This is a genomic window from Erwinia sp. MYb416 (assembly GCF_037479575.1).
GTDB lineage: Bacteria > Pseudomonadota > Gammaproteobacteria > Enterobacterales > Enterobacteriaceae > Erwinia > Erwinia rhapontici.
Genome location: NZ_JBBGYT010000439.1, coordinates 798,899 through 824,833, shown reverse-complemented (window position 1 = coordinate 824,833; position 25,935 = coordinate 798,899). Strand labels below are relative to the sequence as shown.

Sequence of the window (25,935 nt, the reverse complement as noted above, 5' to 3'; positions counted from 1 at the left end):
AGCCTGTGACCCGGAAAGGTGAATTGACGAGAATGTTTGTTATTTTTTGTTAGATTAGGCGGTGGGGGGGAAATTTTCTGCGCAATTAATCACATAATTAACCATTAATTATCATTTTATAACAAAATACGTAATATCTTATTCATCAGTGCAACAGGAACAGCGTCGCCAGACCGAGGAAGATAAAGAAGCCGCCGGTATCTGTCAGCGCGGTGATCAGCACGCTGGAACCGACCGCCGGATCGCGTTTCATTTTGATCATCAGTAGCGGGATCAGGACGCCCATCAGAGCGGCCAGCAGCAGGTTAAGCAACATCGCCAGCATCATCACACCACCCAGCGCCGGGTTGCCGTACATCGCCCAGGTTACCCCTCCCATAATGCCGCCCCAGAACAGGCCGTTAATCAGCGCCACGCCAAGCTCACGGCCAATAAGAAACGTAAAGTTCCCCGGTTCCACCTGGTGAAGCGCCAGTGCGCGCACAATCATGGTGATGGTCTGATTACCGGTGTTGCCACCAATCCCGGCGACAATCGGCATGAGTGCGGCCAGTGCCACCAGTTGTGAAATTGTGTGCTCAAACAGGCCAATAACGCGTGACGCGATAAACGCTGTGCACAGATTGATCGCCAGCCAGGCCCAGCGAGTGCGGACTGATTTTCTTACCGGCGCGAAGACATCTTCCTCCGGGTTCACCCCCCCCATTTTACGAATGTTACTGTCGTTCTCATCGTTGACCAGGTCGATCACATCCTCAATGGTCACGCGCCCCATCAGCTTGCCTTTGGCATCAATAACGGCAGCAGAAATCAGGTTATAACGTTCGAAGGAACCGGCCGCATCTTCGGCTTTATCATCGATCAAAAAAGTGGTCGGGCGATCGTTCATCACCTCATGCACCCTTTTGTCCGGCGTATTCAGCAGAATTTCCGTCAACGGCAGTTCGCCAAGCAGGCGATTATTTTTATCGGTGATAAACAGTTTATCGGTGCCATCGGGAATGGACTTTTTCCGGCGCAGGAAACGTTGCACGGTAGCCAGAGTGACATCGGCCCGCACGGTGACCAGCTTGAAGTCCATAATGCGACCAACGCGGTCGCGGTCGAAATGCATCACGTCCAGTACGCGTGAACGCAATTCCGGATCAAGGGAGGTCAGCAGCCGGCCAGTTAAGTCGCGCGACAGATATTTAGCAAGGTAGGCCTGTTCATCAATGTCCAGCGGTGCGATAGCGCGCAGCAGGTCGCGGTCACTCATCTCCTCAATCAGGCTTTCCCAGACGTTTTCTGACGCCTCTACCAGCACCTGACCACGGCGGTCATTGCCAATCAGTCGCCACAGTGCCAGGCGTTCATCTTCCGGCAGCGCTTCCAGCAGGTCAGCAATGTCGGCAGCATGCAGCAGGGGAAGGGTGCGTTTAATCTCATCAACCTGCTCACGATGCGCTTCGGCTTCGGCGGGAGATTCACGCAGTGGGCGTTCATGTAACGTGTCAACAAGATCGCTATCATTCAGCAGGAGATTAAGGATACGGCTACGAATTTCGGCCAGCTGCTGAACATGAGAAGGTGCTACAGACATACAACATCCTTTTGTCTGGCTAACGAAGAAGACGAAATGAGGTTATAGTCTAGCGGATTTCAGACATAACTAATCTGCAAAAGCTCCGAAAAGCGTCTGCTTATCATCGCCACCGGGTTGTGGCTACTTATCGTTTACGACGGTTGTGGGGATCGCAGGAGCGTTCTTTTTCTGCTGGTGATGTTCGATAGCACCGGGAACGACATAGATCAGTCGTCCTAATAGAATGATAAAGCTGACCAGCAAAATGACCCGGGTCATGCGTCCGGTTTTCTGACGTTTTCTGAATGACATAGCGCTATTCACGCAAAATTTCCTGTTATTAACCCAAAAGGGCGATGAGTAATTTACGCACAGCGGGCTACTGAGGTCAATGGGAGAAGGCGATCGCGATGACAACGTGGATACGGTAAATAGATTCATTTAGTTAACATACGGATAAATACAGTGCTTTTACGTGCGCATTAATTGCCATTAAATTGATTTGAATCAATTTAACATGAGATGTTACTCCTACAATATCGCAACATTTCATAAGATACTTTCGTTCATAAGTATCGCCATGGCTGGCATTTTTGAATAAAAACGTAACAACACCACTTAAAAAATATCCTGACTCAATGAAAAAAGCGGCTCTTCTGAAGCGCTTCATCAACCGTTGGTGGGGATTACCTCTGATACTGGCCTTGTTGCTTATGCCATTGTCGTCCTCGTTATCCGTCAGGCTCTGGATCCCTGGCGGCTATGTCTATCTTATCTATCTGCCTCTGGCGATGATGATTGCAATGTTAATGGTTTTTGACTGGGCGGCACTGCCAGGCATTTTTATCGCGTTATGTTTCCACTATTTTTTCCGTTATACCCACTTGCAGGCAGTGTTGATCATCTCTATTTTCCTTGTCACTTTGACGTTCTGCTGGTGGGGATATCGCAATCAAGAGAAAGTGCGCTGGGGTGTCAGTTTTGGTGAACTGCATCTGGCTACGGTGCGTCTTTTCTGGCTGGCATTTGCTATGCCGACGGTATTTATTTTGCTGAATCAGCTGATGATGCCGTTGGGTATTTTACCGAAAAGTAACTCTGTTTTTGCCCCTGACCCTTTTTCAGTGCATACCCTGCTCAACTATCAATCGACACTGCTGGCCTCGCTTGCCCTGGTGCAGCTGTTCTATTTTTTGATTCGCATTTTGCGTACACCCCGGTTTTTATTCATTTTTATCGACCGCTGTAAACGACAATGTTCCCCTTCGGTAACGCGCCATGAGTGGTTGATATGGCTGGTGATGCTGATGACGTCACTCATGATGCTGACACAGCTCCGATCCAGCCCGGAAAATTTGCTGACCACCGAGTACGGGGTGCCTTTTTTATTGCCGCTGATGCTCTGGGCTGCCCTGCGTTTTGGTTATCTTTTTACCTCCCTCAGTTGGGGAATATTGCTGGTGGTGCTTTACCAGTATCACGATCGATTTATGAATACGTCAGTGAAACCCCATGACCTTGCGGTTGTTTCTGCTAATCTCCTGGTTTTCACCTTGACGATTTTACTGATGTCCGCCATCAGTACCCGGCAGCGTCGACTGCTGGCTAAAGCCCGAGAAATGGCGCTCACCGATCCGGTCATCGGTTTGCCGAACTTGCGTGCGCTCAGTAAGGATCTGGCGGTCAGCTCCAGCTCTGTGCTCTGTTTTTTGTGTATTCCCGATCTGGATCGACTGAGCCGGACCTATGGCCTGCAACTGCGTATCCAGTATAAGCGCAGCCTTGCCGTACATCTCCAGCCCTGTCTGCTTCCCGGAGAAGATGTTTATCAACTTCCCGGTTTCGATCTGGTTTTACGTCTTGAGCATGCAGGGCATCAGTCACGGATCGAAGGGATTGAAGCCCGCCTGAAGGATTACCATTTGAGCTGGGATGGCCTGCCTATTCATCCTGATGTCGGGATCAGCTATTGCTCGGTTATTCCGCCAGTACTTCATCTGTATGAGCTTTTGGGTGAGATGAGTGCCATGGCACAAATGTCATTGCGCAGCGGCCACGCAGAAAATATGCAGCAGGCACAAAATGTGCCGGTACAAAGGCACATCGCGGAAAAACTGGTGATGCTGCACACTATCCAGCAGGCGTTACAGAGCGGGGGTTTTCATCTGATGGCGCAAAGGATAAAGGGTATTCGCGGCGACGATTACTATGAAATCCTGCTGTTTATGGTAAATGCACAGGGTGAACATATTAAACCCTGGCATTTTCTGCCGGTGGTGCGTGAGTTCGGTCTGACCTGGGAAGTGGACAGTATGATGCTTGACCAGGCCCTGGCATTTATCCATCGCCATCGGGAACAATTGCCGGGGATTCGCCTTGCGGTCAATTTTTTTGCGGCAACGTTGTGTCGTCCACAGTTTGTGGAAGACATTGCATCACGTCTTAAAGCGCATGACGTTGAGCCGTGGCAGTTGATTGTTGAAGTGGAAGAGTCACCGATTCTCAGCGATCACAGCTGGGGAAATCGTTCCATTGCTCAACTGCGCCAGCTTGGCTGCCGGGTGGCGATTGACGATTTTGGTAAAGGTTATTCCAGCTATTCGCGCCTGAAACTGATACAGGCCGATATACTGAAAATCGATGGCAGCTTTGTGAACAATATGCTGGATAACAGCCTGGATTATCAGATTATACAATCGATTTGCGCTGTCGCACGGCTGAAACGGATGCAGGTGGTGGCTGAGTGCGTTGATACCGATGACACTGCCGAAGCACTGCGTAAGTTGGGCGTGGATTACTTGCAGGGGGCTATCGTGGGTCCGCCGATACCATTATATGATCTGGCCTCTGCACAGACAGCGGCCAGTCTGGCTGTCAGACTTTAACCATCGACTTCTGTGCCAGCAACGTGGCAAAACGCAGGGAAATACGTTGGCCATTTTCATCGATTCGGTGCAGTTGGCCGACATCTTCATTGTATTTAACAATATGCCAGTTACGGTAATAGTGGCTCAGTTCACCTGATTTAAAGGCGAACGGAAAGCCCTGGTTGCAAGGATAGTCGGTGGTGTCCATGGCGGCGACGATCAGGTTATAACCGTCCCGCACCGTGCTGGCTTGCATATCCGCAATCAGCTGTGGGATGGTTTCGGGCTGCAGGAACATCATCACTACCGTGGACAGCACCAGGTCATAAGCCCCGTTAAAGCGCAGCTGGTTGAGGTCCTGCTCGGCGGTATGAATACCGCTCAGGTTTTCTGCGGAGATAATCTGGTCAAGCCGTGCCAGGCTGGCCGGGTTTTTGTCCCATGCCGTCACATCAAAGCCTTTGCTGTTCAGATACAGCGTATTTCGTCCACTGCCGCAGCCGACATCCAGCGCTTTACCGCCGTCAAAATAACGTGAGGCTTCCACCACTTCAGAATGGGGCGCGGTCAGCCCGTATTGCTTGCTGAAATCTCTTTCCAGGTGTTGAGTCATGATTATCAGTTCATCATTTTCCAGTGGGTCATGCCGGTGGCTGACCAAAAATAAGGCCACTCTGCGCGATGATAAGCGCGTGAGTGGCCGTTTACCGATAACGCTTAGCTTTCTTCCTGAATGGTCAGTTGCCAGCCCGTGACATCTTTCCAGTACGTCTGCTCACGTTCTAAATCCAGCTGAACCAGGTTGTTCTGGCTGAAGTAGCCGGTCGGGAACGTCAGGGTCCAGTTGCCATCATCGGTTTGCAGTTGAAGATCGCTCGGTTTAGTCGTCGCCTGGCGCTGATTATTGAGCAATGTCCCTAAACGCAACAGGAAAACCAGCGGCAGGAACTGCTTACGTTTAAACAGCGTAAGGCGCGGCATATCTTCCACTTTCACGCCTTTACGGTGGTAGCGTACCAGCGTGGCCAACAGCGTTTGTTGATCCTGATTAAACCCCGGGAGATTGGTATTTTGCAGGATATAAGCGGAATGCCGCTGCATACCGCTGTGGTTGATCGTCAGCCCAACCTCATGCAGCATCGCCGCCCACTTCAACAGAGCGGCAAGCTGCGGGTTCGCCTGCCGGGTATTCTGTGCGCGCCACTGCTCGTAGAGTAACTCTGTCGTTTCCAGAACTCTGCGCGCCTGATCGCTGTCGATAGCATAATGGTTCGCCAGGCTCTGGGCTGTGCGGCTGCGAATATCCTGATGACGGAAGCGGCCTTCCATTTCATACAACACACCTTCACGCAGTGCGCCGTCTGACAGGCGCTGTTCGCGGATCGCCAGGGCATCAAACACGCCACAGAGAATGGCAAGGCCAGGCACAAAGACGCCTTTACGCTCGTCAGAGAGGCCTGGCAGGCTGAGTGCATCAAACGACTTGTGCTTGATAACCTCGTTGTACAGCAACTCAAGGCGCTCCGGGGTGATCAGCTTTTCTTTCTCCCCCATCGCCAGCAGTACTTCGCAGGCTGCTTTAATCGTGCCAGAAGCACCCAGCGCAAACTGCCAGCCCATCAGACGATACTGCCACGCCAGGGTTTCCAGTTTTTGCACTGCTGCCAGCCGGGCGCGGTTAAAGTTCTCTTTACTGATGGCGCCGCCAGGGAAGTACATATTGGCAAAGCTCACACAGCCCATGCGGCGGCTTTCAACCAGCTTGGGTTCAAAGTCTTCACCTATAACGAGCTCAGTGGATCCGCCACCGATGTCAATCACCAGCTTGCGGCCTTTTTCCGGTTGGGTATGTTCTACGCCCATAAAGATTAAACGGGCTTCTTCATGGCCGGAAATCACTTCAATCGGGTAAGGGATCACATCGGCTGCACGCTGGAGGAAGTCTTCCGCGTTAATTGCCTGGCGCAGGGTATGCGTACCGACAATCGTAACGTTGGCCGGGCTGAAACCCTGTAAACGTTCGGCAAACAGCGCCAGACAGCCTAAACCGCGCTGAATAGCCTCTTCGCTCAGGACGTTATTGCTGTCCAGCCCGTCAGCCAGATGCACGCGTTGTTTCAGGCGTCCGAGCACCTGCATCGCCCCGTCAACTACGCGGGCAATCACCATGTGAAAACTGTTCGAACCCAAGTCAATGGCAGCAAATTCCTGCGGTTTGGGCGTACTTTTATGGGAAATTGGCATAGTGATTAATCAGGTTGCTCGAGAGATTTAATGTAATCGTAAATTGCAAGCTGGGCCCGGACCTTGCGGCGGTTACCGCGCGGAACATATCGGTTGCTTAACTCTTTATCGACGTAACGTGCTTTCAGCGTATCACTTAACAGGATGGCAATAATATCCAGCACACGCTGTTTAAGAATAGGGTCAAGTATGGAGACAGCCACTTCGATACGATAATCGATGTTGCGTGTCATCCAGTCTGCGGAGGAGAGGAAGACTTTTTTGTCGCCGCCGTTATCAAAAATATAGACCCTGTCATGCTCAAGATAACGGTCAACAATGCTGATCACACGAATATTATCGCTGATCCCTTCCAGATTGGGGATCAGGGAGCACATGCCGCGCACCAGCAGATTAACCTTAACGCCAACGCTGGAGGCGGTATACAGCCGATCGACCAGCCCCTTATCCACCAGGTTATTGATCTTCAGCGTAATACCCGCCGAAATTCCTTTTTGCGCATTGGCAATCTCGGCATCAATCAGTTGGTACAGCATTTTGCGCGAGTTCTGCGGTGACACCATCAGGTGCTCAAAGCTGACCGGGCGATACGGGTTTTCGATAAAGTTAAACACCCGGCGCACTTCGTTAGTGATACGCGCATCGGCGGTCAGCAACGAGTAGTCGGTGTAGATACGCGCGGTTTTCTCGTTAAAGTTACCGGTGCCGATGTGCGCATAGCGGGCAATCTCTCCGTTTTCACGGCGCGAAATCAGGAACAGCTTGGCGTGAATCTTCAGTCCGGGAGCGGAGAAAATTACATGCACGCCGGCTTCCGTCAGGCGTTTCGCCCAGTGAATATTGGCTTCTTCATCGAAACGCGCCTGCAGCTCGACGACCACGGTAACTTTCTTACCGTTATAGGCGGCATGGATCATCGCATCGATGATGCGTGAATTCTTCGCCACGCGGTAAATATTGATTTTTATTGCCAGTACCGCCGGGTCAAATGACGCCTGGCGCAGCAGTTCAAGCACATGCTCGAAGGTGTGATACGGATAATAGAGCAGCACGTCACGGTTGCGGATCGCATCAAAGCCGTTGCGGAAGCGATCAAACCAGATATGGCGCAGCTGCGGCAGAGGTTTGTTGACCAGATTCGCTTTGCCCACGTTCGGGAAGCTGATGAAGTCTTTGAAGTTATGGTAACGACCGCCGGGCACAATGGAGTCGTAATTGGAAATGTTCAGCTTTTTACGCAGCAGTTCAACCATGGCATCAGGCATATCGCGCTGATAAACAAACCGTACCGGCTCGGCATTCAGGCGCTGTTTCAGGCTTGAAGACATCAGCTCCAGCAGGCTCGATTCCATTTCAGTGACCAGATCGTACTCGGCGTCACGGGTCATTTTCATCGAGTAGGCATTCAGCGCATCGTAGTCGAAGAAGCCACGAAAAATGTCACCCAGGCAATAGCGCAGAATATTATCCAGCAGAATCATTGGTTTTCTGCGACGCGGGGTTTCCGGCGGCAGATTGACGAAACGCGGAACTTTATCTGACGGAATTTCCAGCAACGCGTAACGAATGTCTTCACCACGAATAATCTCTACGGCCAGGTAGGTATAATCGTCTTTCAGGAACTCGATCAGATCGGTGTCGTGATTGATCAAGATCGGCGTGATGTGCTGGCGAAGATGGTGTTTAAAATAGTGCCGCAGCCAGCTCTGCTGATTAGGAGAGAGCTGGCGTTCGTTGATCAGGAAGATCTGATTACGCGCCATTTCCAGCAACAGGTCGTTATACAGACTGTCGAACTCCTGGTCAGCTTTCAGCACCCGCGCCTGAATTTTTTTTAGTAAATGGCGTGGCGTGCTGGGGGAACCCTGCTCTTCTCCAATCAGAATGCGGCGTTTGAGATCGGCAAAACGAACTTTATAGAACTCTTCCAGATTATTGGAATAGATACCAAGAAAGCGCATACGTTCAATCAGCGGGTTGGTTTTGTCTGCCGCTTCTTGTAAAACGCGTTCATTAAAGGATAGCCAACTTAACTCTTTCTCTATATACAGCTTTTCCTGACCCATTTTTACTCCGTTCGGCTGATTCAGGATGAAGGTATCCATTGTCCTGAAACATTATGGCGAGAGTATGGCAGCATTGTCCAATGCCCGATGAATGTTGATTGTCTTATTAATCACATACGGGCAACATAGCGGCTTCTAAGCATAATGGAAAACCACCCTGATATGACTGATCGCCCAATCCCTGTTCACGACAACGCCGGGCGCCGCCGCAGGATTGATCGGCTGACGCGACGTGTGGTAACGGCGTGTGGGGTGGCGATCCTGCTGGTGATGACACTGCTGTTCTTCTGGCTGATTTGGGTGGTGGTGCCACTCTTTATCAGCCCTGGGATGCAGGCAGATAACAACATTAAGCTCTGGCAGAGCAGTCCTGCGGTTGCCATGGGAATGGACAGGCAGCAACAGTGGGGCTGGCGCATTGACCGTCAGGGCAGCGGGCGTTTTGTGCCGCTCAGTGCTCAACCTCCTTCCTCTGCAGTAACGCTGTTGCGCGGTACTATCCGGGCAGCGAGCAGTGCCGATCATAGTAGTGTGCTGTTGTTGTCAGATAGCGGCTCAATGGTGTTAGTTAAACCCGATTTTCCTCCCGGTGAGGAACCCCGCTGGACATTCCCGCTGGGCGATGTCCCACTTTCCAACGGGGAAGATCATGTGCGTCAGTTCAGTCTGGCGCAGACCGCTGAAAACCGCTGGCAGGTTGCACTGGCGACCGCCGATCATATTACGCTATGGCAACTCAATGCTCAGCAGCCAGCGCAAAACTACCGGCTGAACGTGCGTGACGTCGATCAGTTGCTGTTATCGCCCGATGGCAGCCTGTTATTTACCCTTTCTGGCGCTCAGTTGCGCGTCTGGCGACTTGGTAACGGTGAGCCCCAGCTGCGTGATTCTCTGATGCTGGCCGAGCCACCGAAAAACATCGCGTTGCTGAGTGGGGGGAATTCCTTGCTCATTTCCGATGGGCAGGGGATTTCCCAGTGGTTTGATATTGCAAGCTCCAGTGGCCCACATTTGCGTTATATCCGTCATTTTGAGGGGGCGCAGTGGCAGCCTCTGCTCTTTACCGAACCGCACCGTCGTGTTTTAGCCACCCTGAGTCCGCAGGGTGAGCTGAAGCTGTTTGCCAGTAAGCAGCAGGGCGCGATCCTCAGCCGACAGCTGGCGCCGGGTATTGAACTGGCGCAGTTCTCCCAGGAGGGCGATGGCTTATTGGTTGAACGTGCCGGGCACTGGCAGCATTATCGTCTGACTAACCCGTGGCCCGATCTCAGCTGGCGCAATCTGTGGCAGAAAGTCTGGTATGAAAACTATCCGGAGCCGGCCTGGGTCTGGCAGTCCACCTCGGCCAATGATTACTACCAGGGGAAATTTAGCCTGATCCCGATGGTGGCGGGCACGTTGAAAGCCGCAGGGCTGGCGATGCTGTTTGCGACGCCACTGGCACTGGCGGCCGCCATGTACACCGCCTGGTTTATGACGCCTCAGCTACGGCGTTGGGTGAAACCCACCATTGAAATGATGGGCGCGTTACCCAGCGTGGTGATTGGTCTGATTGCCGGGCTGTGGCTGGCCCCAAAAATTGCCGATCGGCTGCTTGGGGTACTGCTACTGCCTTTACTGCTGGCTGCGGTGCTGTTGCTGTGTGGTTGGATGGTGCAAAAACTGCCCCCTCGCTGGCGTAAACGTGCGTTTGCTGAAGGGCGTGAAGTCCTGCTATTGCTGCCGCTGTTGTTACTGACGGCGACAGGCTCCCTGTGGCTCATCCCGCTGGCGGAGCAGGCACTCTGGGGACAGGGACTGGCCGATCACATCAGCGCAGACTATCAGCAGCGCAATCTGCTGGTGGCGGGGGTGGCGATGGGCTTTGCTCTGGTTCCCCTGATTTTCACGCTGGCAGAAGACGCCATTTTCAGTGTTCCGGCCTCACTGGGGCAGGGGTCGCTGGCACTGGGGGCGACACAGTGGCAAACCCTGACGCGCGTGGTGCTGCCGGGTGCCTCATCCGGTATCTTCGCCGCCCTGATGATCGGGTTTGGCCGCGCGATTGGCGAAACGATGATTGTGCTGATGGCCACCGGTAATACGCCGGTGACCGACGGGGGGCTGTTTGAAGGGTTACGTTCACTGGCGGCCAATGTGGCGGTAGAAATGCCGGAAGCGGCGGCGGGCAGCACCCATTACCGTATTCTGTTCCTGTCTGCGCTGGTGCTGCTGATCTTCACGCTGGTGGTCAATACCGTTGCCGAGATGGTGCGTCAGCGACTGCGGCAGCGTTACAGCCAGCAGGAGGTGCAGGGATGAATGCGGTAAAGAATAATCACCGCTGGCGCTGGCTCACTGGTGGCGCTGTTGCCGTCAGTCTGCTGGCCTTCCTGTTGCTGATTACCCTGCTGGCCTGGCAGGGGCTGCGTTATTTCTGGCCGCAGCCGCTGGAACTGTTCACGCTGAATACCCCGCAAGGTCAGGTACAGGTACTGGGCGAGGTCACCCAGCAGCAGACCGTATCGCGCCAGCAGCTGGTCGCCAGCGGCCAGCGAGATGCTGCGGGTCTGCCTGACAGCGTGACACGTTATCTGATTAAAACCGGTAACCGTGATTTCGATGCGCCTGACTTTCGTACGGTACTGTCCAGCGATGCGATCGCCAGGGAAACACCCCCGCAGGTCATCGTGTTGCAACGCCGCTCAGGCGGCAATGCCTATGGCTGGTTCGAAGGGCTGCGTGAAGATAGCCATTTGTTAACCTCCCAGGACCCTGGCAAGACCTTACAGCAGCGTTTATTGCAGGCTCGTCAGCGGATTGACGAGGCAGAGAAACTGCGGCGCAAGAACATGGCGCGGCTGAACGCACAGATGGAGTCGCTGGAGCAACAGCGGCAGCATCTGCGAGACGAAAAGCGCTATAACCCCGAGGCCCAGTCGGTGTATCAGGCGGATCGCGCCGAACTGCAACGTCAGTTCGCCCGTCAGGCGGCCAGACTCGCAACGCTTCAGCGTGAAAGCAACAATACGGCGGTGCTGCTGCGGGATGCCAGCGGTGTGCAGCATGAGATTTCGCTGGCGCAGATTATTGCTGCCTGGCAGCCCAATGCGATGACCACCGGTATGAAGTGGCGACATTTTGGCAGCCAGCTGTGGCACTTTGTCAGTGATTCTGGCGGCGGGAGCCAGGGAGAGGGCGGTATCTTCCCGGCAATCTTTGGTACGGTACTGATGGTGTTGCTGATGTCGGTGGTGGTGATGCCGCTGGGGGTGATTGCCGCCATCTGGTTACATGAGTATGCCGGACGCAATCTGTTAACCCGGCTGGTGCGTATTGCCGTCGTCAACCTGGCGGGGGTGCCATCGATTGTCTATGGCGTGTTCGGCCTGGGGTTCTTCGTCTGGTTTATGGGCGGCAGCCTCGATCGTCTGTTTTTCTCCAGCGCCTTGCCGAACCCGACCTTTGGCACGCCAGGCCTGCTCTGGGCATCACTGACCCTGGCGTTGCTGACATTGCCAGTGGTGATTGTCGCCACTGAAGAGGGGCTGTCGCGCATTCCGGGTTCATTGCGCCAGGGTGCGCTGGCGCTGGGGGCGACGAAGGCAGAGATGCTGTGGCACGTGGTGTTACCGCAGGCATTACCGGCGATGCTTACCGGGCTGATCCTGGCGGTGGCACGTGCCGCTGGAGAAACCGCTCCACTGATGCTGGTGGGCGTGGTGAAGATGGTCCCGGAGCTGCCGATAGACTCGCTGTTCCCTTATTTACATCTGGATCGTAAATTTATGCACCTTGGTTTTCAGATTTACGATCTGGCGTTCCAAAGCCCCAATGCCGAAGCCGATCGCCCGCTGGTATTTGCCACGGCGCTGCTGTTGGTGTTGCTGATTCTGGGGTTAAATCTGATGGCGATGGTCCTTCGCCACCGTCTGCGCGAGCGCTACCGTGCGCTGATGCATTAACACGGAATTCCGTTATGACTGCGATGTTTGATGACAACGAAACCGCGCTTGAGATTGATAACCTCTGTTTGTGGTATGGCGATAAAGCCGCGCTGAATAACATCAGCCTGCGAGTGCCTAAAAACCGCATTACGGCGTTGATTGGTCCATCAGGCTGTGGGAAATCAACGCTGTTACGCTGTTTTAACCGTATGAACGATCTGATTGATGGTTGTCGCATTGAAGGGGATATCCGCCTGCAACAGCAGTCAATCCTCGGCCATAATCAGGATCTCTCTGCGCTGCGTCGCCGCGTGGGCATGGTGTTTCAACGGCCTAATCCCTTCCCGAAAACCATTTACGATAATGTGGTATACGGTCTGAGGTTGATGGGCGTGCGTGACAGGCGTGTACTGGATGAAGCGGTGGAGCGTGCGCTGCGTGCTGCGGCGCTGTGGCCAGAGGTGAAAGATAACCTTTGGCAAAATGCCCTCACGCTGTCGAGCGGACAGCAGCAGCGCCTGGTGATCGCCAGGGCTATCGCCATTGAGCCTGAAATCCTGCTGCTGGATGAGCCGACCTCGGCACTGGATCCGATTTCGACGCTGGTGATAGAAGAGCTGATGACATCGTTAAAACAGCACTTCACGCTGATTCTGGTCACGCACAATATGCAGCAGGCGGCACGTGTGTCGGACTATACGGCGTTTATGCACCAGGGGAGTGTGGTGGAGTTTGGCATGACCGATGATCTGTTTACGTCACCGCGTCAGCGTCGTACTGAGGATTATATTACCGGACGATATGGTTAATTTGGTGGAGGTCATTGATATGGGCGGACAGGAAAAAAGGTCCGCCCTTACGCAGGTAAGGCATTATTCGAATGCATGTCCTTCAGCGGACAACGGCTGACCGTCAAGCCATGCGGCATCGTCGCGCATAGCCAGTCGGCCATCCACAAACCAGCCGACGACCAGTGGATAAATCGCATGTTCCTGGTGCTGAACGCGCGCAGCAACATCCGCTTCGCTGTCGTTGCTGTACACCGGCACTTTTGCCTGCAGGATCACCGGACCGCCGTCCAGCTCTTCGGTGACAAAATGCACCGAGGTGCCGTGCTCGTCGTCACCGTTCTCGATGGCCTGGCGATGCGTATGCAGCCCCGGGTATTTCGGTAACAGCGAAGGATGGATATTCAGCATCCGACCGGCATAGTGCTGAACAAATGCCGGGCTGAGGATGCGCATGTAACCGGCCAGTACCACCAGATCGGGGGCGTAAGCGTCAATCTCCAGCATCAGCTGGCGATCGAACGCTTCACGGTCGGCAAACTGCGCAGCAGACAGCGCATGAGCAGCAACGTTCGCCTCACGCGCACGTTCCAGACCAACGGCCTCAGCCTTGTTACTGAACACGGCAGCAACGCTGCCGTGAATCCGTCCCTGCTGGCAGGCGTCCAGGATTGCCTGTAAATTGCTTCCATTACCGGAAACCAGCACGACTATGCGTTTCATGCGTTAATAACCACACGTTCTTCAGAATCGGAGGCTTTGATGACACCGATTTTCCAGGCTTTTTCGCCTGCATCAGTCATCAATTGTACCGCTTTGTCGGCGTCTGCCGGACTCAGGGCAATCACCATGCCGACACCACAGTTAAAGGTGCGGTACATCTCAAAGCGGCTGACGTTACCGGCCTGCTGCATCCAGCCAAAGACGGCTGGCCATTCCCAGCTTGACTCGTCCAGAACAGCCTGAGTGTTATCCGGCAGTACGCGCGGAATATTTTCCCAGAAACCGCCGCCAGTCAGGTGGGCAATCGCATGGACATCCACCTGTTCGATCAGGCTGAGGATGTTTTTCACGTAGATGCGGGTTGGAGCCAGCAGATGGTCAGACAGCGTTTTGCCTTCAAGCTGAGTGGTTTCCGGGTCAGTTTTGCTGACTTCCAGAATTTTGCGCACCAGCGAGTAGCCGTTGGAGTGAGGGCCGCTTGAACCAAGGGCGATCAGAACGTCGCCATCGGCCACTTTGCTGCCGTCGATAATTTCGGATTTCTCAACCACGCCGACACAGAAGCCTGCCACGTCGTAATCTTCACCGTGGTACATACCTGGCATTTCAGCGGTTTCGCCGCCCACCAGTGCACAGCCAGACTGTGAACAGCCTTCAGCGATGCCGGTGATCACACTGGCTGCCGTGTCAACGTCCAGCTTGCCGGTTGCATAATAATCCAGGAAGAACAGAGGCTCTGCGCCCTGTACCACCAGATCGTTAACGCACATCGCGACCAGATCGATACCGATGGTATCGTGGCGTTTAAGGTCCATCGCCAGACGCAGCTTGGTGCCGACGCCGTCAGTGCCGGAAACCAGGATAGGTTCACGGTATTTTTGCGGCAGTGCACAAAGGGCACCGAAACCGCCCAGTCCACCCATCACTTCCGGGCGACGAGTCTTTTTCACTACGCCTTTGATACGGTCGACTAAAGCATTGCCAGCATCGATATCTACGCCGGCGTCTTTATAGCTGAGAGAGGTTTTGTCGGTCACTGCGAAATCCCCACGCGGTTTGCGGTTGGTGTGGTGGTAAGTTTAAGCGCGGCAATTCTAGCAGCGCAGGCAAACGTTTGCGAGTGCCATCTTATTGCGCATTGCGGATAGCTGGATTTTAGCTAATTCTTAGAGGGGTTGCAGGAGATGTGCAAAGTATTGCACTAAGTCATATGGCGCCGGGGATAAATGGCGCTATAATCTCGCGATTTTTTTTTGCAGCTTAACACTCCGGGAGTACAACAATGAAGATCGTGGAAGTCAAACACCCGCTGGTCAAACATAAACTGGGTCTGATGCGGGAACATGATGTAAGCACCAAACGTTTCCGTGAACTCGCATCAGAAGTGGGAAGTCTGCTGACTTATGAAGCCACTGCCGATTTGGAAACCGAAACCGTGACCATTGAAGGCTGGAACGGTCCGGTTGAAATCGAACAGATCAAAGGTAAAAAAATTACCGTTGTCCCTATTCTGCGTGCTGGTCTCGGCATGATGGAAGGTGTGCTGGAACATGTGCCAAGTGCCCGGATCAGTGTCGTTGGCGTGTACCGCGATGAAGAAACACTGGAGCCAGTACCCTATTTCCAGAAGTTGGTGTCCAACATCGAAGAGCGCCTGGCACTGGTGGTTGACCCGATGCTGGCAACCGGTGGTTCGATGATTGCTACTATCGACCTGCTGAAAAAAGCGGGCTGTAACAGCATTAAGGTGCTGGTACTGGTCGCGGCACCGGAAGGTATTGCTGCGCTGGAAAAAGCGCACCCGGATGTTGAGCTGTACACTGCCTCAGTCGATCAGGGGCTGAACGAGAAGGGGTATATTATCCCAGGCCTCGGCGATGCAGGCGATAAGATCTTCGGTACTAAATAAGCCGGCTGCGGGCGAGGCGTGCCTCACCCCTACGAACCCCGTAGGGGCCGGGCATGCCCGGCCCGGCAAGCGCCGAATCCGCGAGTAATTCGTAGGGGTGGGGCATGCCCGGCACGATAAGCGCCGAATCCGCGAGTAATTCGTAGGGGTGGAGCATGCCCGGCCCGGCAAGCGCCGAATCCGCGAATAATCCGTAGGGGGCGGGCATGCCCGCCCCGATAAGCATCAAACCGACCAGAGAGTCGGTTTTTTTATAGCAAAGGCAAACTCAAGGGGTAATAACATCATGACGCGTCGTGCAATTGGCGTACACGAGCGGCCACCGCTGCTGCAAACCATTCCACTCAGCTTCCAGCATCTGTTCGCCATGTTTGGCGCGACGGTCCTGGTACCCATCCTGTTCCATATCAACCCGGCCACGGTGCTGCTGTTCAACGGCATCGGCACGCTGCTGTACCTGTTTATCTGTAAAGGTAAAATCCCGGCTTATCTGGGCTCCAGCTTTGCCTTTATCTCCCCGGTACTGCTGCTGTTACCGCTGGGTTATGAAGTGGCGCTGGGCGGTTTCATTATGTGTGGTGTGCTGTTCTGCCTGGTGGCGCTGATCGTCAAAAAAGCCGGTACAGGCTGGCTGGACGTGATGTTCCCGCCAGCGGCGATGGGCGCGATTGTGGCGGTGATTGGTCTGGAACTGGCGGGCGTGGCGGCGAATATGTCCGGTTTGTTACCAGCCGATGGCAGCATGGCTGACAGCAAAACCATTATTATCTCGATGGTCACGCTGGGCGTAACGGTCTTTGGCTCCGTGCTGTTCCGTGGTTTTCTGGCAATTATCCCGATTCTGATCGGTGTTCTGGTGGGCTACGCACTGTCCTATGGCATGGGCATTGTCGACTGGACGCCGGTGGCGAAAGCCCACTGGTTTGCCCTGCCAACCTTCTACACCCCGCGTTTTGAGTGGTATGCCATTTTCACCATTCTGCCTGCGGCACTGGTGGTGATTGCCGAACATATCGGCCATCTGGTGGTAACGGCGAATATTGTGAAGAAAGACCTGCTGAAAGACCCGGGTCTGCATCGTTCAATGTTTGCCAATGGCATCTCGACCATTTTCTCCGGCTTCTTTGGCTCAACGCCCAATACCACTTATGGCGAAAACATCGGCGTGATGGCGATTACCCGCGTGTACAGCACCTGGGTAATTGGCGGCGCAGCGATTCTGGCCATCATGCTCTCCTGCGTGGGTAAGCTGGCTGCGGCAATCCAGGCCGTACCAGTCCCGGTGATGGGCGGCGTATCGCTGTTGCTGTACGGTGTGATTGCGGCATCGGGTATTCGCGTACTGATTGAATCGAAAGTGGATTACAACAAAGCGCAGAATCTGATCCTGACCTCCGTGATCCTGATCATCGGCGTCAGTGGGGCGAAAGTACACATTGGTGCCGCTGAGCTGAAAGGCATGGCACTTGCCACCGTGGTGGGTGTGACGCTCAGCCTGATTTTCAAAGCGATCAGTCTGTTGAGTAAGGAAGAAGAGGTGATTGAGGTGCAGGACGAACGTCGCGACGCACAGTAAATCTAAGGGGCAGCTCTGGCTGCCCCTGCCTCATTGCATCTCCCGACCTTAGCGTTTCATGATCCTGAACGACTTGTGGTAGAATTTTCCCGTTTTCTGCCTGCTCAAACCCTGAGGTGAATCTGAACACGCCGGCACAGCTCTCACTGCCACTTTACCTGCCCGACGATGAAACCTTTGCCAGCTTCTGGCCGGGGGAAAATCCGTCGCTGCTGGCTGCGCTTCAGGGCGCACTGCATCAGCAACACGGGAGTTACTTCTACTTCTGGTCCCGCGAGGGCGGAGGACGCAGCCACCTGTTGCATGCCGCCTGTGCCGAACTGTCGGCCAAAGGTGAGGCGGTGGGCTATGTTCCTCTCGATAAACGCACCTGGTTTGTGCCTGAAGTGCTCGATGGCATGGAGCAGCTCGCGCTGATCTGCATCGACAATATCGAGTGCATTGCCGGGGATGAACCCTGGGAAATGGCGATCTTCGATCTGTATAATCGCATTCTGGAAACCGGTAAAACACGACTGCTGATCACGGGTGATCGTCCACCGCGTCAGCTCAACCTGAAGCTGGCGGATCTGGCCTCGCGTCTCGACTGGGGGCAGATCTATAAGCTGCAACCGCTTTCCGATGAAGATAAATTGCAGGCCTTACAGCTACGTGCAAAATTACGCGGTTTTGAACTACCGGAAGATGTGGGCCGCTTCCTGCTGAAACGGCTCGATCGTGAAATGCGTACGCTTTTTGTGACGCTGGATCAGCTCGATCAGGCCTCTATCAGCGCCCAGCGTAAACTGACCATTCCCTTCGTTAAAGAGACACTGGCGCTGTAGTTGCTCTGCGCCAGGCTTTCTTCCTTAAAGAATCTCCAGCACCTGCTCCGGCGGTCTGCCGATGCGCGCTTTGCCTCCATTGGTAACAATCGGGCGTTCAATCAGCTTCGGCTCAGCGACCAGCGCGGCCAGTAACTGCGCTTCCGTTAACGTTAAATCGTCCAGACCCGCCGCTTTATACTGCGCTTCTTTAGTCCGCATCAACTGACGCGCGCTGGTGAATCCCAGCTGCTGCAACAGCGTTTTCAGCGTGGCGACATCGGGTGGGGTCTCCAGATAAAGGATGACCTCAGGCGTTATTCCCTGGCGGGTCAGCAGCGCGAGCGTTTCGCGGCTCTTGGAGCAGCGCGGGTTATGGTAAATCTGTACCTCTGACATGGCTATCCTCAGGATTCGTTATGATTTCTGGTACTGACGGAAACGCTCCTGCAAATGGCGCAGCTGGTCGATGCGTGCGTCATAACGTGCCTGCTTCAGGCTGCCCAGTTTTACGGCTGCACTGGCGCTGCTCAGGCTGCGGATGGCCTGATCGAGCTGGCCGCTTAACGCCAGACCTTCAGCTCGCGCCGCCTGTTCTTCATCTGTCAGCCTCTGATCCGCCGAGGCCTGAGCCAGCAAGTCCCAGCCGTTGGGGTCATCTTTGTTCGCCCATGTGTAGCGGTAGAGCACTTTGCTGGCATTGGCCGGTTGTTTGGCCTCCACATAGGCGTTGGCGAGGTTAATCTGCAATACCGGATTGTTGTTTACCCCTTTAACGGCCAGCAGACGGTTTATCGCCTGTTGAGGCTGCTTCAGCCCGATATCGATGTCGGTCATGATATCGAGATACCACAGATTATCCGGTTGCTTTGCCAGCAGTGGCGCAATAATAGTACGCGCCTCCGTAAACTTACTTTCCCCCAGCAGCAACACTGCTTTCCCGTATAGCGCGGCGGACTGTTCACGGCTGTTACCGTGCGCCAGGGTCGTCAGCAGATCGGTGCCCAACTGGTTCTGTCCGGTTGAGAACATCCCCAGCGCCCTGACTTTGGCCATGTAGTAATCCTGCGAGGACTGCACCACCACTGGCTTCATCTGATTGGCGCGGTTCCGCGCATCGGCCAGACGACTGTCAGGCAGTGGGTGCGTCAGCAGCATTTCCGGTGGTTTTGACGCAAAACGGGAGGCGTCCGCCAGCTTCTGCAAGAAGTTGGGCATCGCTTCCGGGTCAAAACCGGCGCGCTGCAGCACCTGAATGCCGATGCGGTCCGCTTCCTGTTCATTTTGCTGGGTAAAACTGATGATGCCCTGTTGAGCCCCTGCCAGCGTGCCGCTCAATGCCGCCATCCCCGCCTGCGGGCTGGCCATTGCAAGAAGAATGGATCCCAGCGCGCCGACCCAGGTCAGTGGCGCATTACGTTGCTGCTCTTCCATCGCGCGCGCCAGGTGACGCTGGGTCACGTGGGAGATTTCATGCGCCATAACGGAGGCCAGCTGGCTTTCATTATCGCTGTAGCGGAACAGGGCGGAATGCAGGACAACGTTGCCGCCAAAGAAAGCAAAGGCGTTAATTTCATCGTTACGGATCAGGTAAAAATGGAACGGGGTTTTTACCGACCAGGCGTGGGTCACCAGGCGCTGCCCTAACTGATTGATATATTGATTCAGCAGCGGGTCGTTGATGATAGGGGCACTGGCACGCAACTGGCGCACATAAAAATCGCCCATCGCCAGTTCCTGATTAATCGACAGTGTGCCGCCTGCGGTGGTACCGATATCCGGCAGATTATCGCTGATATCGGCATGTGCCGGAAGCAAGCTACCCGTCAGCAGTGTCACCACCAGCGAAGCCAGCAGGCTTTTCTTTAATCGGATGAACATACGTAAACCCTAACAAGGAAGTCCAGTTTTTTGACCGGCAACGTGCCGAAATGTTCTGCATGTACGTAGAAAAAGACGCACTAATTCCACATCTTAAACCACAGCCCGGGGCGAATGAAATGGCTAAAATAGTGACGTCTGCCGGTACTCGTCAATTACGCACACGATGTTGCGGTAAAAAACTGAACAGGGCGGTGTGGGGGCGCTCCCCGACAGAGCAGCTGAATGTCGCTCTCATCGGCGCAATGGTTCGGCTTAAATTTAAAAGTTAGGTAAATTTAATCAGTTTTATTGATAGTGGCATGCTAATTGACCAGGTTTTTTCTTAAAAACGTCCCTGTCGTAGGAGAGGGCAGTGTAAGACGACATAAGCAAAATTATCATTGGCTGGGGGGCGGGTGAACAATGGCGAACCATTAAAAAGTATAAAGATATCCAGTCAGTTACGGTAATAACAATGATCTGACGGCGAGAGGGACCCGCGACTGTAGTTTGGTATGGACCTGCCTGATGACGGCTGTCTACGGGCATTGTTAGCTGATGCTACACAGTGACGTTCCGGCACTGTTTTAGAGGGGGACTATCCAGTCTCTGTGATGAAAAACGCCGGTAAGCGTTTGTGATGAGGCTGTGTAATATCGCAGTCACAACGGTGTTTTGCGGAGAGTTCCTTATGCGTTCTGTGGTGTCTTATGTTCTGATTGCGGCTGTCGCGGGTTTTGTCGGGGCCAGTTTTACCAAAGCGCCTGAGCTTATCGACAAGATCAGCAATCGTGTTGCACCGGTCAGCGATCCTGAAGGGTTTTGGTCAACGCCCGCCATTGAAGGTTATGGGAAAATGCACTATGAGTCAGATGTTGCTTACAAACCCAACATCAATGACAGCAATAAAATTGTTTTCCAGATTACCCGCGCCGAAAACGCACCCCAGGACCCGAACCTGGGGCTGGAACGTGTGGCGCGTGTGGTGAATCTGTATGTGGCGTCCGGTGTTCCGACAGAAAAACTGAAGTTTGTGGTGTCAGTAACGGGGGAGGGTACGCCCGCCATGCTGAACAATGAGCAGTATCACCGGATTTATGGCATCGATAATCCTAACCTGAAACTGATTGGCGCCCTGCGTGCCAAAGGGGTAGATGTGTCCGTGTGCGATCAGTCTGTGGCCTTCCATCATTTCCAAAGCAACTGGATTGATCGGTCGGTTACCCATGCACTCTCTAGCCCAACAACCGTATCGACCCTTGAAAATCAAGGATATGCTTTCCTGTCGATGTAGACGGCTGTTCCGTGCGGGCCCTCGGCCCGCCTGGCCTCGATTTTCCTCTCCTTCGCTGCATTGCTGCGCCGCATGATTATCTCGCTTTAACCAAAATATTTATTGGCCCTGCGCGATTCAGAATATTCCCAAATCGGCTGAGAGGTGTACAATTGGCACGTGCTTTACCAGGGCATAACTCGCACTCAAAGACATACTCCGCATTTTTCACACCTGCCGTGTGAAGCCGATGGGGTATTAACGCGCATAATAAAATATAAGGCGCAGATGATGATGTTTCTCACGAAGGTGAGTCCATGTTGAGGCTATCGCGGCCAAAAACGGACTTGCGCACCCTTATTACGCTGCTGGCTGTCGCCAGTATCGTGATCACACTCGCTAATTCTCTGTACGCCAGCTGGCGTGTGCAGCGCGATGTGCTGATCGGTAACACACTGGAATCAAACCGGGTTTATGCCACCAAGCTGGCCTCCACTACCGAAGTGTTTTTCCAGTTGGCTGAGTCACAGCTCTCTTACAGCGCTAAAGTGCTGGGTAATGGCCTGGGTAACGATGCCACTCTGCAGGATGAAGTCGATCGCCTGCGCGAACAAACCAACAGTTTTAACTCCGTGGTAATTGTTGATGCCAACGGCTGGGTGCGCGCGATCTCGCCGGAGTCGTTGATGCTGAAAGGCATGCATCTCAGCTCCAGCGCGGCAAAACAGGCGCTCACAGAACGCAAGCCACTGGTCAGCCCGCCAACGATGTCTGCTGCCAATAATCTGCTAGTGTTTATCTCCTGGCCGATCTGGTCGAAAACCGGCAGCTACCTCGGCTATGTCGGCGGCTCTATTTACCTGAAGAAAAAAAGCATCCTTAACATTCTGCTGGGCGAGCAGTTCTATCGCGACGGTTCGTCATTGTATGTGATCGATGAAAAGAACCAGGTGTTATATCACCAGGATCGTCAGCTGATCGGGAAAACCATCGATCCGTTAATCGGTAACGAACAGCGTAAAAAATCCAGTAATGGCCATCAGCAGGTGACCGCCGAAAACGGTGATGCGATGCTGGCGGGCTATGCCAATGTACCGACGGCAGGCTGGACCATCGTGGCGCTTAAACCCACGGAGGCCACGCTGGCGCCGCTGAACAGCCTGTTGCTGAAAGTGCTGAAGCATTCGGTGCCGTTTGCTCTGCTGACGCTGATTATTGCGCTGATCCTTGCACAACGCATTGCACTGCCGCTATGGCAGCTGGCGCGCAAGGCCAGCCAGATGGATACGCAAAATGTCTCGAAAGAGATCAACAGCATCCGCTCCTGGTATTATGAGGCGTCACAGATCAAACGTGCGTTGCTGGTCGGGATTTCACTGATGCAGGATAAAATTGGCCGCCTGAAAAGTGAAGTACAGACTGACCCGATGACCAGCCTGCTCAACCGCCGTGGCCTGAATGCGGTACTGGACTATTTTCTGGCCACCACCCAGCCTTTTGCCGTGCTGGCACTGGATATCGACTACTTTAAACGGGTGAATGATACGTTCGGCCATGATGCCGGTGACACGGTGATCAAAACCGTGGCGCGTCAGCTGGAGCAAAGTGCCAGGCAGACCGATGTGATCTGCCGTAATGGCGGTGAAGAATTCCTGATGATCCTGCCGGGCGCCGATCGCGATGTGGCCATGATGATTGCTGAACGTGTGCGTAAGCGCATTGAAGCGCTGTCGCTGGATCCTGTCGGCCATATTACAATTTCAGTGGGTGTGGCTTTCTGGTCACCGGAAAGTGGCAATACGATGGATCAGACCTTCAAGCTAGCGGATGATGCGCTATATCAGGCAAAAAATGCCGGACGCAACCGGGTGATTGTCGCGAAAAATATCACTGAACCGCCTGCCGTTGTGCAGGTGCTGCCGCAGTAGTTTTTACGCCCGCTCTTGTTTTCACAAGGGCGGGCCGTATCAGGTACACTCTTCTTTATTCTTTTTCAGGCAAGGACTCCCATGCTGGAACTTCTTACGCAATGGTATCGTCGCCGTTTCAGCGATCCCCAGGCGATTGCGTTGCTGGTAATTTTAATCGCTGCATTTTGCATTTTGTTTTTCTTTAATGGCCTGCTGGCCCCGCTGTTAGTGGCGCTGGTACTGGCTTATCTGCTGGAGTGGCCAACGGTGCGGCTGGAGCGGCTTGGCTGCTCGCGCACCTGGGCGGTAACGCTGGTGCTGATTGTCTTTGCAACGCTGCTGCTGGTTCTGATGCTGGTGGTGGCCCCCGTGGCATGGCAGCAGGGCATTAATCTGACCCATGAGCTGCCCACCATGCTCACCCGCCTCTATCAGTTTGCCCTGCGTCTGCCGGAGCGTTTTCCTACGCTGATGGATGTGGGAATTATCGATATTGTGGTGGAAAACCTGCGCAGTCGCCTGAGTGGATTGGGTGACCAGGTGGTGAAATATTCTCTCGCCTCGCTGGTGGGGTTGATGACACTGGCGATCTATCTGGTGCTGGTACCGCTGATGGTGTTCTTTCTGCTAAAGGACAAAGAACAAATGCTGAGTGCCATTCGGCGTGTGCTGCCACGTAACCGTGGCCTGGCCGGGCAGGTCTGGGTTGAGATGAACCAGCAGGTGTCTAACTACATTCGCGGTAAAGTGCTGGAGATGATCGTGGTCGGGGTGGTCAGCTGGCTGGGCTTCCTCGCGATTGGCATGAACTATGCGCTATTACTCGCGGTGCTGGTCGGTGTTTCCGTGCTGATCCCCTATATTGGTGCGATGGTGGTGACCATCCCGGTCGTGGGCGTTGGGCTGGGGCAGTGGGGATTGTCCGGTGACTTCTGGACCATGATGATGGTGTATCTGGTGATCCAGGCGCTGGATGGCAATATTCTGGTGCCTGTGCTGTTCTCAGAAGCCGTGAACCTGCATCCGCTGGTGATCATCCTGTCGGTGGTGATTTTTGGCGGGTTATGGGGATTCTGGGGCGTGTTCTTTGCGATCCCGCTGGCGACGCTGGTCAAAGCGGTCGTACATGCCTGGCCGGATGAGTTGGCCAAATAATCACGGGTTAAATCGTTACGGGTCGACCGGAAAAAGGCCGACCCGCACGTTCAAATCATGCTGACTTGAGGTAATCCATCACGATATCGTGGTGGTTGCTGGTTTTGAAATCATCAAAGACTTTCTCGACTTTACCATCCGCACCGATCAGGAAGCTGGTACGGTGAATCCCATCATAGGTTTTCCCCATAAAGGTTTTCTCGCCCCAGATACCAAACTGTTCAGAAACCTGGTGGTCTTCATCAGAGAGCAGGGTGAAGTTCAGCAGCTCTTTCTCAACGAAGCGCGACAGTTTTTCCGGCTTATCGGTGCTAATGCCTAAGACATCAACGCCAGCATTTTTCAGCTCATCCATGCTGTCACGCAGACCGCATGCCTGTACGGTGCAGCCTGGTGTCATCGCTTTCGGGTAGAAATAAACCAGAACGCGCTGTCCCTGGAAGTCGGCTAAATTTACTTGTTCGCCATCCTGATCGGGCAAGCTAAATTTCGGTGCGGTATCACCGGCTTTCAGTGGATTCATCACAACTCTCCGTTTTTATCATCATGCTATGGGGACATTCTATGGGTAAATGTGCGCACTTTCTCTCTCGCGGTTAGCCAGATTTACGCTCCGTGATGAGAAACCACCTTAATAGTGCCTTGAGCATTGAGTTCTGTACAGAGTCGGTTAAACGCTTGCTCAATAAATGAAGCATCCTGACTGGCCGGACTGTGGGCGGTTATCTGAATATAGAGCAGTGGAGGCTGATTTTCATCTGCTGGCTGCGTCCGTGAGACGAGCTCTGCAATATTCATCTGATGCGAATCAAACAGGTCGGTAAAGCGTTCAATGATATGCGGGGAGTCGGTCACATCCACCTGAACCCACACCGTGACGGGCATCGGAGGACGTGTGCTGGCGCTGGTGCGTTTCATCACGATCAGCAATTCCAGTTCGGCTCCTTTTAATGGCAGAGTGGATTCAATCAGGGTGATGGCATTCCAGCTACCGGATAACAGCATGATAAAGGTGAATTCGTCGCCCAGCATAGCAAGCCGGCTATCTTCAATGTTACATCCGCAACTGCTGACATGACGGGTGATGGCATTGACGATCCCTGGGCGGTCTACCCCAAGGGCAGTGATAACCAAATGGTGTTGCGATGACTGTGGCAAAATCAAGCTTCCTGTCCAAATACTAATAACTATAAGGTAAACATAAAAAAAACTGCTGACAAGCGCTTGAGCCGCCCTGCGCGCTTGCTTTTACTGCTCGTACAAACGTA

General features: G+C 53.8%; 21 protein-coding genes. 10 read left to right on the top strand and 11 right to left on the bottom strand.

Annotated elements, in window-relative coordinates; translation table 11 throughout:
* Positions 1-145: 145 nt before the first annotated feature.
* Both mgtE and WH277_RS22460 read right to left on the bottom strand, forming a co-directional pair.
* Complete coding sequence (gene mgtE, locus WH277_RS22465; protein ID WP_133845888.1) at positions 146-1,582, bottom strand: magnesium transporter; 1,437 nt, start codon at positions 1,580-1,582, stop codon at positions 146-148.
* 123 nt (positions 1,583-1,705) lie between these two features.
* Positions 1,706-1,888 (bottom strand): YfgG family protein, encoded by a 183-nt coding sequence (locus WH277_RS22460; RefSeq protein ID WP_133845889.1) that lies wholly within the window; start codon positions 1,886-1,888, stop codon positions 1,706-1,708.
* Positions 1,889-2,202: 314 nt separating this feature from the next.
* Between WH277_RS22460 and WH277_RS22455 the strand changes: the two genes are divergently transcribed.
* Complete coding sequence (locus tag WH277_RS22455) at positions 2,203-4,449, top strand: EAL domain-containing protein (protein ID WP_212813179.1); 2,247 nt, start codon at positions 2,203-2,205, stop codon at positions 4,447-4,449.
* Here the strand turns inward: WH277_RS22455 and tehB are convergent.
* Genes tehB through ppk1 form a run of 3 tightly spaced genes read right to left on the bottom strand, consistent with a single transcriptional unit; the run spans position 4,439 to position 8,741 of the window.
* The gene (gene tehB / locus WH277_RS22450; RefSeq protein WP_339507076.1) at positions 4,439-5,092 is read right to left on the bottom strand and encodes a tellurite resistance methyltransferase TehB; all 654 of its coding nucleotides are present in this window, start codon (positions 5,090-5,092) and stop codon (positions 4,439-4,441) included. The two genes, WH277_RS22455 and tehB, sit on opposite strands and share 11 nt — an antisense overlap.
* Positions 5,093-5,148: 56 nt before the next feature.
* Positions 5,149-6,675 (bottom strand): exopolyphosphatase, encoded by a 1,527-nt coding sequence (ppx, locus tag WH277_RS22445; RefSeq protein WP_339506978.1) that lies wholly within the window; start codon positions 6,673-6,675, stop codon positions 5,149-5,151.
* A gap of 5 nt (positions 6,676-6,680) precedes the next feature.
* Positions 6,681-8,741: a polyphosphate kinase 1 gene (gene ppk1, locus WH277_RS22440; RefSeq protein WP_133845893.1), complete on the bottom strand. Its 2,061-nt coding sequence runs from the start codon at positions 8,739-8,741 to the stop codon at positions 6,681-6,683.
* Positions 8,742-8,885: 144 nt separating this feature from the next.
* On the opposite strand from ppk1, the gene WH277_RS22435 reads away from it, so the two are divergent.
* From WH277_RS22435 to pstB, 3 genes are read left to right on the top strand one after another with little or no spacing between them, the layout of a single operon-like run.
* A complete protein-coding gene (locus WH277_RS22435) occupies positions 8,886-11,042 on the top strand; it encodes an ABC transporter permease subunit (protein WP_339506976.1) in 2,157 nt (718 codons plus the stop codon).
* Positions 11,039-12,685 carry a phosphate ABC transporter permease PstA gene (pstA, locus tag WH277_RS22430; protein ID WP_167864720.1) on the top strand — a complete coding sequence of 549 codons (1,647 nt, stop codon included), beginning with the start codon at positions 11,039-11,041 and terminating at the stop codon, positions 12,683-12,685. The genes WH277_RS22435 and pstA overlap by 4 nt, the downstream gene beginning before the upstream one ends.
* A gap of 23 nt (positions 12,686-12,708) precedes the next feature.
* On the top strand, positions 12,709-13,476 hold the full coding sequence (gene pstB / locus WH277_RS22425) for a phosphate ABC transporter ATP-binding protein PstB (protein WP_420361221.1): 768 nt from the start codon (positions 12,709-12,711) through the stop codon (positions 13,474-13,476).
* A 63-nt stretch (positions 13,477-13,539) separates the two neighbouring features.
* On the opposite strand, the gene purN is transcribed toward pstB, so the two are convergent.
* A complete protein-coding gene (gene purN, locus WH277_RS22420) occupies positions 13,540-14,178 on the bottom strand; it encodes a phosphoribosylglycinamide formyltransferase (RefSeq protein WP_339506973.1) in 639 nt (212 codons plus the stop codon).
* Positions 14,175-15,215, bottom strand: coding sequence for a phosphoribosylformylglycinamidine cyclo-ligase (gene purM, locus WH277_RS22415; RefSeq protein ID WP_133845898.1), 1,041 nt, complete (start codon positions 15,213-15,215; stop codon positions 14,175-14,177). The genes purN and purM overlap by 4 nt, the downstream gene beginning before the upstream one ends.
* Positions 15,216-15,460: 245 nt before the next feature.
* Here purM and upp point away from each other — a divergent pair, with 245 nt between their 5' ends.
* The 3 genes from upp to hda all read left to right on the top strand — a co-directional run bounded on the left by upp (position 15,461) and on the right by hda (position 18,487).
* The gene (gene upp, locus WH277_RS22410) at positions 15,461-16,087 is read left to right on the top strand and encodes a uracil phosphoribosyltransferase (protein WP_133845899.1); all 627 of its coding nucleotides are present in this window, start codon (positions 15,461-15,463) and stop codon (positions 16,085-16,087) included.
* Positions 16,088-16,373: 286 nt separating this feature from the next.
* The gene (gene uraA, locus WH277_RS22405; RefSeq protein ID WP_133845901.1) at positions 16,374-17,663 is read left to right on the top strand and encodes a uracil permease; all 1,290 of its coding nucleotides are present in this window, start codon (positions 16,374-16,376) and stop codon (positions 17,661-17,663) included.
* Between the two features lie 116 nt (positions 17,664-17,779).
* On the top strand, positions 17,780-18,487 hold the full coding sequence (gene hda / locus WH277_RS22400; protein ID WP_133845903.1) for a DnaA inactivator Hda: 708 nt from the start codon (positions 17,780-17,782) through the stop codon (positions 18,485-18,487).
* A 24-nt stretch (positions 18,488-18,511) separates the two neighbouring features.
* Here hda and arsC read toward each other — a convergent pair whose 3' ends face one another.
* Positions 18,512-18,865: an arsenate reductase (glutaredoxin) gene (arsC, locus tag WH277_RS22395; protein WP_133845904.1), complete on the bottom strand. Its 354-nt coding sequence runs from the start codon at positions 18,863-18,865 to the stop codon at positions 18,512-18,514.
* An 18-nt stretch (positions 18,866-18,883) separates the two neighbouring features.
* Complete coding sequence (locus WH277_RS22390) at positions 18,884-20,347, bottom strand: beta-barrel assembly-enhancing protease (RefSeq protein WP_133845905.1); 1,464 nt, start codon at positions 20,345-20,347, stop codon at positions 18,884-18,886.
* 673 nt (positions 20,348-21,020) lie between these two features.
* On the opposite strand from WH277_RS22390, the gene WH277_RS22385 reads away from it, so the two are divergent.
* The 3 genes from WH277_RS22385 (at position 21,021) to WH277_RS22375 (ending at position 24,667) form a co-directional block, all read left to right on the top strand.
* A complete protein-coding gene (locus WH277_RS22385; protein WP_133845906.1) occupies positions 21,021-21,623 on the top strand; it encodes a DsrE family protein in 603 nt (200 codons plus the stop codon).
* A gap of 296 nt (positions 21,624-21,919) precedes the next feature.
* Complete coding sequence (locus tag WH277_RS22380; protein ID WP_133845907.1) at positions 21,920-23,530, top strand: sensor domain-containing diguanylate cyclase; 1,611 nt, start codon at positions 21,920-21,922, stop codon at positions 23,528-23,530.
* Positions 23,531-23,611: 81 nt separating this feature from the next.
* Positions 23,612-24,667, top strand: a complete 1,056-nt coding sequence (locus WH277_RS22375; protein ID WP_133845908.1) for an AI-2E family transporter — start codon at positions 23,612-23,614, stop codon at positions 24,665-24,667.
* Between the two features lie 55 nt (positions 24,668-24,722).
* On the opposite strand, the gene bcp is transcribed toward WH277_RS22375, so the two are convergent.
* Both bcp and WH277_RS22365 read right to left on the bottom strand, forming a co-directional pair.
* Positions 24,723-25,190: a thioredoxin-dependent thiol peroxidase gene (gene bcp / locus WH277_RS22370; RefSeq protein ID WP_133845909.1), complete on the bottom strand. Its 468-nt coding sequence runs from the start codon at positions 25,188-25,190 to the stop codon at positions 24,723-24,725.
* A gap of 83 nt (positions 25,191-25,273) precedes the next feature.
* Positions 25,274-25,825, bottom strand: a complete 552-nt coding sequence (locus WH277_RS22365) for a glycine cleavage system transcriptional repressor (protein ID WP_133845910.1) — start codon at positions 25,823-25,825, stop codon at positions 25,274-25,276.
* Positions 25,826-25,935 lie beyond the last annotated feature (110 nt).